At 62.4% G+C, this 12350-nt stretch carries 12 protein-coding genes; 9 read left to right on the forward strand and 3 right to left on the reverse strand.

The annotated features are described in order from the left end of the window. Window positions 1-60: 60 nt before the first annotated feature. The gene (locus NKI06_RS06090; protein ID WP_023670401.1) at window positions 61-201 is read left to right on the forward strand and encodes an entericidin A/B family lipoprotein; all 141 of its coding nucleotides are present in this window, start codon (window positions 61-63) and stop codon (window positions 199-201) included. Window positions 202-289: 88 nt separating this feature from the next. Here the strand turns inward: NKI06_RS06090 and NKI06_RS06095 are convergent, their stop codons facing one another. Next, window positions 290-988: a cobalamin B12-binding domain-containing protein gene (locus NKI06_RS06095; protein WP_023688118.1), complete on the reverse strand. Its 699-nt coding sequence runs from the start codon at window positions 986-988 to the stop codon at window positions 290-292. Window positions 989-1248: 260 nt separating this feature from the next. Between NKI06_RS06095 and NKI06_RS06100 the strand changes: the two genes are divergently transcribed. The 7 genes from NKI06_RS06100 to NKI06_RS06130 all read left to right on the forward strand — a co-directional run bounded on the left by NKI06_RS06100 (window position 1249) and on the right by NKI06_RS06130 (window position 9110). Next, window positions 1249-2823: a trimethylamine methyltransferase family protein gene (locus NKI06_RS06100; protein ID WP_352984471.1), complete on the forward strand. Its 1575-nt coding sequence runs from the start codon at window positions 1249-1251 to the stop codon at window positions 2821-2823. A gap of 89 nt (window positions 2824-2912) precedes the next feature. After that, window positions 2913-3599, forward strand: coding sequence for a 4Fe-4S dicluster domain-containing protein (locus NKI06_RS06105; protein WP_352984472.1), 687 nt, complete (start codon window positions 2913-2915; stop codon window positions 3597-3599). 104 nt (window positions 3600-3703) lie between these two features. Beyond that, window positions 3704-4441, forward strand: coding sequence for a dienelactone hydrolase family protein (locus NKI06_RS06110; RefSeq protein ID WP_352984474.1), 738 nt, complete (start codon window positions 3704-3706; stop codon window positions 4439-4441). Window positions 4442-4536: 95 nt separating this feature from the next. Then, window positions 4537-5715, forward strand: a complete 1179-nt coding sequence (locus tag NKI06_RS06115; RefSeq protein WP_352984476.1) for a BaiN/RdsA family NAD(P)/FAD-dependent oxidoreductase — start codon at window positions 4537-4539, stop codon at window positions 5713-5715. A gap of 214 nt (window positions 5716-5929) precedes the next feature. Then, window positions 5930-6490 carry an RNA polymerase sigma factor gene (locus tag NKI06_RS06120; protein ID WP_352984478.1) on the forward strand — a complete coding sequence of 187 codons (561 nt, stop codon included), beginning with the start codon at window positions 5930-5932 and terminating at the stop codon, window positions 6488-6490. Between the two features lie 2 nt (window positions 6491-6492). Then, window positions 6493-8604 (forward strand): vWA domain-containing protein, encoded by a 2112-nt coding sequence (locus NKI06_RS06125; protein ID WP_352984480.1) that lies wholly within the window; start codon window positions 6493-6495, stop codon window positions 8602-8604. A gap of 239 nt (window positions 8605-8843) precedes the next feature. Continuing rightward, window positions 8844-9110, forward strand: a complete 267-nt coding sequence (locus NKI06_RS06130; protein WP_023724232.1) for a hypothetical protein — start codon at window positions 8844-8846, stop codon at window positions 9108-9110. Window positions 9111-9118: 8 nt separating this feature from the next. Here NKI06_RS06130 and bmt read toward each other — a convergent pair whose 3' ends face one another. Together bmt and NKI06_RS06140 are read right to left on the reverse strand one after the other, a co-directional pair. Further along, entirely contained in the window at window positions 9119-10141 is a 1023-nt protein-coding gene (bmt, locus tag NKI06_RS06135) for a betaine--homocysteine S-methyltransferase (protein WP_352984482.1), read from the reverse strand. A gap of 115 nt (window positions 10142-10256) precedes the next feature. Next, window positions 10257-11114, reverse strand: coding sequence for a helix-turn-helix domain-containing protein (locus tag NKI06_RS06140; RefSeq protein WP_023681768.1), 858 nt, complete (start codon window positions 11112-11114; stop codon window positions 10257-10259). 224 nt (window positions 11115-11338) lie between these two features. Here NKI06_RS06140 and NKI06_RS06145 point away from each other — a divergent pair, with 224 nt between their 5' ends. Next, on the forward strand, window positions 11339-12349 hold the full coding sequence (locus NKI06_RS06145) for a fatty acid desaturase (protein WP_352984484.1): 1011 nt from the start codon (window positions 11339-11341) through the stop codon (window positions 12347-12349). Window position 12350: the final 1 nt, after the last annotated feature.

Below are 12350 nucleotides of genomic sequence, written 5' to 3' on the forward strand. Positions count from 1 at the left end.
CCGGTCGAAGCGGCCTTCGTTGCTGTGGGGCGAATCTATCGAGAGAGGGATAAACCGTCCATGAAACTGTTACGCGTTGCGCCGATTGCAATCCTTGCCTGCGTCCTGGCGCTCACGGCCTGTGCCAACACCGTCCGTGGTGTCGGCCGGGATATCAAATCGACTGCGAAAGCCGTCGACGACACGGTCACCAAACCCTGACGCAGCCATCCGTTCCAATAGCTGGAACAAAAAAGCCGCGCTGCAAGGCGCGGCTTTCGATTGTGGGCCAGACGCCTTGCGTAACAGATCAGGCTGAAGCGCGCACGTTATGCTTGCGCTTCATGAAGTCCTTGGCGGTCTCGACCGCCACAGCCGCGTCGCGGCAATAGGCATCGGCGCCGACGGCCTTGCCGAATTCCTCGTTTAGCGGCGCGCCGCCGACCAGGACGACATAGTCGTCGCGGATGCCCTTTTCCTTCATCGTGTCGATGACGACCTTCATGTAAGGCATGGTCGTGGTCAAAAGCGCCGACATGCCGATAATGTCGGGCTGGTGCTGCTCGATGGCGTCGAGGTATTTTTCCACCGCATTGTTGATGCCGAGATCGATGACGTCGAAGCCGGCACCTTCCATCATCATGCCGACGAGGTTCTTGCCGATGTCGTGGATGTCGCCCTTGACGGTGCCGATCACCATCTTGCCCTGCTTCGGCGCGCCGGTGGCGGCCAGCAGCGGGCGCAGGATGAACATGCCGGCTTTCATCGCGTTGGCCGACAGCAGCACCTCGGGAACGAACAGGATGCCGTCGCGAAAGTCCTCGCCGACGATGCGCATGCCTTCGACCAGAGCTTCGGTCAGCACCTTGTAGGGCACCCAGCCGCGCTCGAGCAGGATGTTGGTGCCTTCCTCGATCTCTTCCTTCAGCCCGTCATAGAGATCGTCGTGCATCTGCTGCACCAACTCGTCGTCGGAAAGCTCGGAGAGGATGATCTCGTCGTCGGCCATTTTTCTCGGGCTCCTTGCCGCGCGGATGCGATCACGGCGGCTTAAAATAATCGCGTCAATACCTAACCCGGCGGGGGCAGGTATCCATAGCTGATTTGCGACTTCCCGCAAAAGGAAAGCGACCGCAAATCTATTGGAATTCTTGTCGATTTTGCGACAGGCGTTGGCGCTGGCGGGCCGTTTCGAATAGGGTGCATGGCTACGATCCGGGCGAGAAGCCGCCATACGCGGCCGCAAACGGTTTTTAGGGAAAAACGATCATGAGTGAAAACGCGTCAGTCGACCAGGAAGCGTCCAATGCGCGACGTGGACGTGCTGCCAGCGGCGGCGCGGCTGCAAGGCGGGCGGCGCGCTCGGGCGGCGGACCGGGCACCCAGCTCACCTATATCAAGCGCAAGATCAACATCTATGAGGTCCTCAACGAGGAAGGCCTGGCGATTATCGAAAACAACACCGATACGGTGCTGGAAGAGATCGGCATCATCTTTCGCGACGACGCCGCGGCGCTGCAGCTTTGGAAAGAGGCGGGCGCCGACGTCAAGGGCGAGCGCGTGCATTTTCCCAAGGGCCTCTGCCGCTCGCTGCTGAAGACCGCCCCGCCCATCTACACCCAGCATGCGCGCAACGCCGAACGTTCGGTGCAGATCGGCGGCAACGCCACGGTCTTCGCGCCGGTCTATGGTCCGCCCTTCGTGCGCGATCTCGACGGTGTCAGGCGCTACGCGACGATCGAGGATTTCCGGAATTTCGTGAAGCTCGCCTATATGGCGCCGTCGATTCACCATTCGGGCGGCACGGTTTGCGAGCCGGTCGACGTGCCGGTCAACAAACGCCATCTCGACATGATCTACAGCCACATCAAATATTCGGACAAACCGTTCATGGGTTCGGTGACGGCGCCAGAGCGGGCCGAAGACACCGTCGCCATGGCCAAGATCGTGTTCGGCGACGATTTCGTCGAAAACAACACCGTGCTGACCAGCCTGATCAACGCCAATTCGCCGATGGTGTTCGACGAAACCATGCTGGGCGCGCTGAAGGTTTATTCGCGTCACAACCAGGCTTGCATCGTCACGCCGTTCATCCTTGCCGGCGCGATGAGCCCGGTCACGGTGGCCGGCACGCTGACGCAGGTTCTGGCAGAGGTGCTGGCCGGCGCCTCTTTCACGCAGTTGATCCGTCCCGGCGCGCCGGTGCTGTTCGGCACCTTCGCCTCGTCGATCTCCATGCAGTCTGGTGCGCCGACCTTCGGCACACCGGAGCCGTCGCTGGTTTCCTACGGCGCCGCACAGCTTGCCCGCCGGCTCGGTCTGCCGTTCCGCACCGGCGGCTCGCTCTGCGCCTCCAAGGTTCCGGACGCGCAGGCCGCCTATGAGAGCGCCAACACGCTCAACTCGACCATTCTTGCCGGCACCAATTTCGTCCTGCATTCGGCCGGCTGGCTCGAGGGCGGACTGGCCTCCTGCTACGAAAAATTCATGATGGACATCGATCAGCTCGGCATGACGCAAAAGTTTTCCGAAGGCGTCGACCTCTCGGAAAACGGCCAGGCGATGGACGCCATCCGCCAGGTCGGCCCGGGCAGCCACTATCTCGGCTGCGACCACACCCAGGCCAATTTCCAGACCGCCTTCTACCGCTCCAGCATCGCCGACAACAATTCCTACGAGCAGTGGCTGGCCGAGGGCGAGAAGACAGCGCCGCAGCGCGCCAACGAACTCGCCCGCCGCTGGCTGGAGACCTATGAGGCGCCGTATCTCGATCCGGGCATCGACGACGGGCTGAAGGACTACATCGCGACGAAGAAGGCGTCGATGGCTGACGCCTTCACCTGAAAGGAGCCCGAGTCAGGCGGGGCTAAAGTCGCCAACATCATCCACAAGGAAGTCTGGCGGAGCGCTTTCTCCGACCCGGACAAGAAGGGATGATTGCGCGGCGCCGGGCTGACGAGATAGCGGCCGCGCTTTCCGCCGACGGCCTCATCCTGCGCGGCGGCTTCAATTTCGCAACAAGCGAAACGCCGCCGCATAGCCCTTCAGCCGCCCTTGCCAAATCCGTGCTGTTGGTCGGGCAGGCGGGAGCGGCACCCTGGCCGCATTTCCTGCGCTGGCGCGACCGGCAACCGCAAACCATTGCTAATCCGCTCGACACATGGTCGCGCGAAGTGATCGGTGCGGTGGCGGAGAAATTCGGCGCGCGCGCCGTTTCGCCTTCGGACAGACCTTATCTGCCGTTCCAGCAATGGGCGATGCGGGCGGAGGGGCTGAAACCGTCGCCGCTCGGCATCCTCATGCATCCTCAATACGGGCTCTGGCATGCCTATCGCGGCGCTCTGCTGTTCGAAGACGAGATCGCGGCTCCAGAAGCTCACGCATCGATTCACCTTTGCGACGCCTGTGTGGCAAAACCTTGCCTGAAATCCTGTCCGGTTGACGCCTATTCCGCGGATGGTTTCGCTCATCAGGCTTGCCTGGCGCATGTGCGGGGATCGAAGGGCGAACCATGCCGCGGCGGCGGCTGCCTCGACCGCAACGCTTGTCCGTATGGCACGGCCCATCGCTATCCGCTTGAGGTTCAGGCCTTTCACATGACGGCGTTTGCTGGCCTGTAGCGGCGTTGAACGCCTGCACAAAGTGTTGAACGGGATTGTCAGGGAACGGCTTGCCCTGACAATGCCTGCTTATATGTATCGCACGACAATCAATGGGGCGAGCCATGGCGAAGCAGGACATTGAGATAGAGACCGGAGACGGCGTGGCGAAGGCGGGATTGTTCCGTTCGGCGACTGTTTCCCCGGTCAAGGCCGGTATCATTCTCTACATGGACGCCTTCGGTCCGCGACCGGCGCTCGACGCAATGGCGGAGCGGCTGGCGGGTGAGGGCTATGCGGTGCTGGTGCCGGATCTTTTCTATCGCAAAGCGCCCTACGGGCCGTTCGAGCCCAAGACCGCTTTCGTCGTGGAGGAGACCAAGGTCGCGCTGACGGCGTTGGTCCACGGCACGACACAGGACATGACCATCCGCGACAGCAGGGCGTTCCTCGACACGCTTACCGCTGAAGGTGTCACCGGACCGGTCGGTGTCGTCGGTTACTGCATGGGCGGGGCGCGGGCCTTGAATGCGGCTGCAACCTATCCCGATCGCATCGTGGCGGCGGCAAGCTTCCATGGCGGCAATCTGGCCAGCGATGCCGCCGACAGTCCGCACCGCAAGGCTGCAATGATCAAGGCGCGGGTCTATGTCGGAACGTCTGGGGTGGACCGCAGCTTTCCGCCGGAGCAGTCGGCGCGACTGGCCGAGGCGCTGCGCGTGGCGAAAGTCGACCACGTCATCGAAAACTATGCCGGCATGGCGCATGGCTGGTGCGTGTCGGACCACAGCGTGTTCAACGCGGCCGGCGCCGAACGTCATTGGAAGCGATTGACGACGCTGTTCGCCGAGACGCTGATCTAACGAGGCGTTGCCTGAAGTCGCAACGAACGGGTAGAGACTGCACGATTGGCGCGGCCTGTTGCAACAGCGCCAGTCGAGCGGGAACGAACAGCCTGATGCAATCCTATGATGTCGTGGTGATCGGCGCCGGTGCGGCCGGAATGATGTGCGCCATCGAGGCCGGCAAGCGCGGCCGCTCGGTCCTGGTGCTCGATCACGCGGCAAAGCCCGGCGAGAAGATCCGCATCTCCGGCGGTGGCCGCTGCAATTTCACCAACATCCACACCAGCCCGAAGAATTTCATCTCCGGCAATCCGCATTTCTGCATCTCGGCGCTCAGCCGCTACACGCAGCGCGATTTCATCGAGCTCGTCGAACGCCACGGCGTCGCCTATCACGAGAAGACGCTGGGACAGCTGTTTTGCGATGGCTCGGCGCGGCTGATCATCGACATGCTGGTCTCTGAAATGCAGGATGGCGGCGTGGAGCTGGCGCTGTCGACCGAGGTGAGGAACGTCAGCAAGGCCGCGGACGGTTTTGTGCTGACGCTCTCCACTGGCAGCGTCGCCTGCAATTCGCTGGTCGTTGCCTGTGGTGGCAAGTCGATCCCCAAAATGGGCGCGTCCGGTTTCGGCTACGAGCTTGCGGCGCAGTTCGGCCTGGCGGTGGTGGAAACACGGCCGGCGCTGGTGCCGCTTACCTTCGACGCAAGAACGCTGGAGCGGCTGGCGCCCTTGGCCGGCAATGCCGTCGATGCCGAAGTCGCCTGCGGCAAGACGCGGTTTTCGGAGGCGATGCTGTTTACGCATCGCGGCTTGAGCGGGCCTTCCATCCTGCAGATATCGTCCTACTGGCGCGAGGGCGACGAGATCCGCATCGCCATGCTGCCGGGGATGGATGTGGCGGAACTGCTTCGCGCCGCCCGGCGCGTCAACGGCAGGCAAGCGGTGCAGACGGTGCTTGCAAACCATTTGCCGAAGCGCCTTGCGCAAGCGGTCGCCGAGCGTAGCGGGATCGATGGCAATCTCGCCGATTTGACAGACCTGCAAATGAAAACCGTCGAAGCCGCTGTCAACGACTGGCGCATCAAGCCGGCCGGCTCCGAGGGTTACCGCACGGCGGAAGTGACCCTTGGCGGTGTGGATACCAACGGGCTCGATCAGAAGACGATGCAGGCGAAATCCGTGCCGGGGCTGTTTTTCATCGGCGAAGTCGTCGATGTCACCGGCTGGCTGGGCGGCTATAATTTTCAGTGGGCTTGGTCGTCCGGCTGGGCCTCGGGCCAGGTGTGCTGATATTCAGGTGAGGCCGGCCTGCAAACGACGGCTTTCTGTGCTTCCGGTGCTCGCGTACAAAAGTACGCTCCGCTCCGGTTCTCGAAATCCATCGTTTTCGGCTCGGCCTGACCTGAATCTCAGCGCACCTGTTGCGCGTGCATCCGTCGCCTCGGAAAAAAATCTTTCCATAACCCCAAGGATTGGCCATTAGCCTTCGTCCAACAGGCAAATGATGGCGATGATGCTGGATGAAAGCGAAGCCTCCGACGCCGAATTGATCGGGCGGGCGAAGGGCGGAGACAGGGGTGCCTTCGGCAAATTGCTGGAGCGGCACTACGACTTCGTCTATCGCGCCGCCTATCGCTGGTGCGGAAAGAAGGCCGATGCCGAAGACATCGCCCAGGAGGTCTGTGTCCGTCTCGGCAAGGCGATCCGCGACTACCGCGGCGGCGGCGCGTTCACGACATGGCTCTATTCCGTGACGCTGAACGCGGCGCGCGACATGATGCGCAAGACGACGCACGAAAACGTCAAGACCGAGGCTTTCGGCGCCTACAGCATGATATCGGGAGAGGCATCCGCCGAGCCCGAAGATCCGACTGAGGCGCTCTGGGCAGCGGTGCGGCAACTGCCGGACAAGCAGCGCGATGCAGTACTTCTGGTCTATGGCGAAGGGTTGAGCCATGCGGCCGCCGCCGAGGCGATGGCAATCTCGGAGACGACGGTTTCCTGGCACATCCATGAAGCGAAGAAACGGCTGAAAACGCTCATGCGTTCAGCCGGGGAAGTGTGACCATGGTCGACGACAACGAGCTCAACAGGCTGCGCGACGCAGCAGTACCGGCGCCGGGCGAAAGCGCGAAGGCACGCGCCTTCGAAGCCGCCATGAGCGCCTATGATCAGCAAAATATTTCTGTCGTCACCCAAGGATCGGTAGGCGGGCTTCGTCTCACAGAGCGAGCACAAAAGCTCTGGAGCGAGATCATGCAAAAGAAACTCATCGCCACGCCAGCCATTGCCGGGCTCGTCGCCCTGCCGATCGCCGGATACGCCACCTTCCACATGCTGAGGGAACAGCCGTTGCCGTTCGGCGGCGACGAGAAGATCACCGAAACGCTGGCCGACAAGCCGGCAACCAATGGGCCGGCAACCAACGCGCCGGTAAAAGAAAAGCAGGCGCCTGAAGGCGACAAGAAGGCCGACGCCGATGTGCGAAGCCGCGACACCACTACGCCGCTTACGCCACCCGCGCCGCCGAAGCCCGAATCGACCGTTGCTGTCGCCCCGGCGCAGCAGGATGCGCTGGGACGCGGCGTGTTGGCCGAGCCTGCGCCAGTTGAGAGCCGCGAGTTTTCGCTTGACGGCACCGCTGCCCCGGCCGGCGGCGCGCGGTTCGACCGCATGGCCGGCGCGACCGAATCCAAGTACCTGGCGCAGCCTTCGACGATGCCGGCCGACCAGATAGCGCCGCAGGAGCCAAACCGCGACCGCGTCGAGGATTTCAAGACCAATCCGGTGCATGCAGCGCTTCAGGATCCGGTCTCGACCTTCTCGATCGACGTCGACACCGCTTCCTATTCCTTCGTCCGCGGCTCGCTGAAGCAGGGCTACCTGCCGCAGGCCGACACAGTGCGCGTCGAGGAGATGGTCAATTACTTCCCCTATGACTGGAAGGGGCCGGACTCGGCTTCGACGCCGTTCAATTCGACCGTCAGCGTCATGCCGACGCCGTGGAACGGGCACACCAAGCTGATGCACGTCGCCATCAAGGGCTTCGACATCAAGCCGGTCGAGCAGCCCAAGGCCAATCTGGTGTTCCTGATCGACGTCTCGGGTTCGATGGACGAGCCTGACAAGCTGCCGCTGCTCAAGTCGGCTTTCCGGCTGCTGGTCAGCAAGCTCAAGGCGGACGACACCATCTCGATCGTCACCTATGCCGGTGACGCCGGCACCGTGCTGATGCCGACCAAGGTTACCGAGAAGGACAAGATCCTCAACGCCATCGACAATCTGTCGCCCGGCGGCTCGACGGCCGGCGAGGCGGGCATCAAGGAAGCCTACAAGCTTGCCCAGCAGTCCTTCGTCAAGGATGGCATCAACCGTGTGATGCTGGCCACGGACGGCGACTTCAATGTCGGCCAGACCGATGACGACGATCTGAAGCGGCTGATCGAGCAGGAGCGCAAGACCGGCGTCTTCCTGTCGGTGTTCGGCTTTGGACGCGGCAATCTGAACGACCAGATGATGCAGACCATCGCCCAGAACGGCAACGGCACCGCCGCCTATATCGACACGCTGGCCGAGGCCGAGAAGGTTCTGGTCGAGGATGCCTCCTCGACGCTGTTCACCATCGCCAAGGACGTCAAGATCCAGGTCGAGTTCAATCCAGACAAGGTCTCGGAGTACCGGTTGATCGGCTATGAAACCCGCGCCTTGAACCGCGAGGACTTCAACAATGACCGCGTCGATGCCGGCGATATCGGCTCGGGTCATTCGGTGACCGCCATCTACGAGATCACGCCGAAGGGCAGCGGCGGCGAGCAGATGGATCCGCTGCGCTACGGCCAGGCGACGGTCAACAATGGCGGCGTCGCCAATGCCGACGAATATGCATTCGTCAAGATCCGCTACAAGCTGCCGAACGAAGACGTCTCGAAGCTGATCACCACGCCGGTGACCTCGGCCAACGAGGTCGCGTCCTTCGACCAGGCCAGCACCGACCAGCGTTTCTCCGTCGCTGTCGCCGCCTTCGGCCAGAAGCTGCGCGACGAGGATGCGACCGCGAAGTTCGGCTACGACAAGATCATGGAGATTGCCACCGCCGCCCGAGGAGCCGACCCGTTTGGGTACAGGTCCGAGTTCCTTTCGCTTGTGCGCCTTGCCTCGGCGCTGGGCGGTAACCGGTAGTGGCAATAACGCCGGTTCCTTTCAGACGGGGGTCGTTCTGATCGGGGAACCGGCTACGGGCGGGTGAGGCAGGCCGGCGGGGGAAACCCTGCCGGCCTTTTTTCGGACCGATTGATCCGAAGCGCACAGATGATGCGCCTGATCGTTAAATTGCGCGGCTTTTCCGGAACGTCATCGCAATGCCCGGCTATTATTGCATGGGGTCGGGACTGGGCTTGGGGAGCCGGGAATTGCAGATCATGAACATTGGAAACACGACGCCGGCGGTGAGACACACGCAGGCGTCGGGAACGCTGTCGCCAGAATCCAGGCGCATCATGGATGACGTCGACGCAGCCCGGAATACCGCAAAGTCGGCGCTGACCAATGACCGCTTTCGCGTCATGCTGGAGCAGATCGGCAATCCGCAGTCGTCGGGTGACCTGGTGACGATGAATGAAAGCGCCGACAGCACCGCCCTGGATTTCACGACGGCGCTATCGCGTTACGCTGAAAACAGCGAATAAGTTCGATATCAGGCCCGGCTGCGGCGGCGTTCGCGGCGGGCTTCGCTGGTCTCGGCGGTGTTTTCCGTCGCCACCTTGTTGCGCATCGGACCGATGCGCTCCACGATCCCCGCGACGGTCGGGCGTTCGGATTTGGTGTGCGCGTCGAGCGCCTTGCGCATGGCGGCAAGGTGCTGGAACGAGGTGCCGCAGCAGCCGCCGATGATCTTCGCGCCGCCATCGACAGCCAGCCGGACATAGTCGGCCATCAGCTCCGGCGTGCCGGAATAATGGATCTCGGTGCCACGAAATTCGGGAATGCCGCAATTGCCCTTGACGATCACCGTCGCTTCCGGCTTCGCCTCGGTCATGTCGAGCAGCGAGGCCAGGATGTCGGAGGCGCCGACACCGCAATTGGCGCCGACACCGAGCGGTGTCTCTGAAAGTCCGTCGACGACGCCGTGGATATCCCTGGGCAGCAGGCCCATCATGGTGCGGCCGGCAGTGTCGAACGAACCGGTATAGGTGTAGGGCAGGCCGACGCGGATGGCGGCCTCCGCCGCGGCGCGGATTTCGTCCGGCGCAGACATGGTCTCGATCCAGGCGACTTCGGCGCCGCCTTCCTTGAGACCCTCGATCTGCTCGGCAAAAGCCTCGACTGCTTCGTCATAGGTCATGGCGCCGAGCGGCACCAGCAACTCGCCGGTCGGACCGACCGAGCCGGCGACGATGACTTTCCTGCCGGCCTTGTCGGCGACCGCGCGGGCAATCTCGGCGGCGCGCTTGTTCAGCGCATGCACGCGGTCCTGCGCATGATGCAGCTTCAGCCGGTGGCGGGTGCCGCCGAACGAGTTGGTGAGGATGATATCGGCGCCGGCGTCGACGAAATTCTGGTGCAGGCTGGCGATGGTGTCGGGCGCTGCCTCGTTCAGCAACTCCGGCGCTTCGCCGGCCTCCAGACCCATGGCGAACAGATTGGTGCCGGTGGCGCCATCGGCGAGCAGCACGCCCTTTTCGGCCAGCAGAGCATCGATGGGATTGTTCGCGGTCATCGGATCGACTTTCAGATATTCGAATGGAATAAGGATATAAAGAAGTCTTTATGTCCAGTCAATGTGTTTGCGACCTGCAATTGCCGCGCGGCGCACCTTTCCGGGGCGTTGGGGATCAGGCAGAACCCGATGGAAATGACGCGCCGGCCAGATTGCGCGCGTAGGCGGCGGCCTCATGCGGGTTGATGTCGGCGGCCCGGATCAGATTGTCGAAATGCTGGGTCAGCGCCTGTACCGGCTGGGTGGCATTCAGCACGACATACATGTCGCCGACATAGATGGCGGCGCGGTAGGGACCGAAGATTGTCAGCGGGATCGAATAGCGCATGCGGCCGTCATAGAGGAACAGGCGGAAGGTGGGGTAGAGATCGTCAAGCAGCGTCGCCATATGGGCAAGCTGCTGCCGGCGGTCAGCCTCGGGAAAGCGGTCCCAGACGCCCAGGCCGCGGGCAAAGATCTCAAGCGTATGGCGCGGCATGCAGACCTCCATGTCGGTCTCAGGGCGCCGGTTGTACTCGATGCGGTACTGCGTCTCGCTCGCCTGAGCGAGGCGGCTGCGGTTGGTGATGTTGGCTTCGTAGTCGACCAGCTGGCGTGTGCGCAGGAGATCGGGAATGCCGGCCGGCACATAGCGGATCTTGGTGCCTGCGGCTTCCGCGAACCATTTGGCGAGCAGCGTGCGGTCGAAGCCGTCGGGCGCCTCTTCGATCTCCAGGCTTTCGCGGATTTCGCCGGTGACGCCTTCGTCCTGGGAGAGGCCGAGCAGCCAGTCCAGCGAGATCTTGAATTCGGCGGCGATGTTGAGCAGCGTTTCGGCACGTGGCAGGCGCGTCGAGGCGCCGGACATCAGTTGCGACAGCGCCGACCGGTCGATGCCGACTGCTGACGCGAAAGCTGACTGGTTGAGATCGGACCGTGTCAGGAGCAGCTTCAGGCGCTCCCGGAAGATTGCCGAAAGGTCCCGTTTGTCCACTGTTCGTTCTCCGCACTCTCTTAGGAAAAATTTGCGCCCGAGCCGTCGAATCAGCACTTCCAGCGTAAATGAATCCGTAAGGTTGTTTACAATGTATAACATCTGCGGTCGAAAATGCGCAATCGCAACATTTTGTACACTTTGTCTCGTTGAGCGGAATCGCTTCTCCTGACACTATGCTGTCAGGAACCAATTCCGGCGACTGAGGGACAGTGGTCGATAGCATGACAGGCAAGCGCATCAAGCGACGCGACGCAGCGGCCATCGAGTGGCCGACCGTGGTCCTCGCTTTCTTCTGTTACGGAATGTGGCTCGCTGCCGGGCTCCTGCTCTGGCCCTCTTATCCGATCCCGGCACTTCTTCTCCTCGGCTTCATCCTGGCCTTGCAGTCGTCGATCATGCATGAAGTGCTGCATGGCCATCCGACGCGCAGCGCGCTCATCAACGAAGCCTTCGTCTTCCTGCCGATCGGCCTGGTCTGGCCGTTCCGTCGCTTCAAGACGCTTCATTTGCGCCACCACGCCGACGAGCGCCTGACCGATCCCCTCGACGATCCCGAGAGCTATTACCAGGCGTTGTGGATGCATGACGATCTGCCGCCGACGATGAAATTCCTGCTCAAGATCAACAACACCATGGCCGGCCGTTTCTTCCTCGGCCCCTGGCTGTCCTGCGTCGGTTTCTTCGTCGACGATGCCAAGCATGTGATTGCCGGCGACAAGGTGATCGGCAAGGCATGGCTGCTGCATGCGATCGGCCTCGCCATCGTGGTGCCGATCGTGCAGTTCGGCTTCGGCATTCCCGTATGGCTCTACATTCTGGTGCCGGTCTGGCTCGGCCAGTCGCTGATCGCGGTCCGGACTTTCGCCGAACATCAGTGGTCCGAGCACCCTGAAGGACGCACGGTGATCATCGAGCGCTCGCCGCTGTCGTTCCTGTTCCTCAACAACAATCTGCACTTCGTCCACCACAAGACCCCGACGGTTGCCTGGTACAGACTTCCAAAACTGTTTGCGGACCGCCGCGACGAGTGGCTGCGGATGAACAATGGCTACGCCTATCCGAACTATTTCGCACTGATCAAAGCCTACGCATTCAAGGCCAAGGAGCCGATCGTGCACCCGGTGCTGCGCCGCCAGCCCGAGCCGGGCAGGGCGTTCAAGCCGCGCATCAGGGCGCGCAGCATCAGCGGGCTTGGCAGCGCGCCGGTTCCGGCCGAGCCGCCGAAGGAATAAT

It is taken from the genome of Mesorhizobium sp. M0772, assembly GCF_040320135.1.
Lineage (GTDB): Bacteria > Pseudomonadota > Alphaproteobacteria > Rhizobiales > Rhizobiaceae > Mesorhizobium.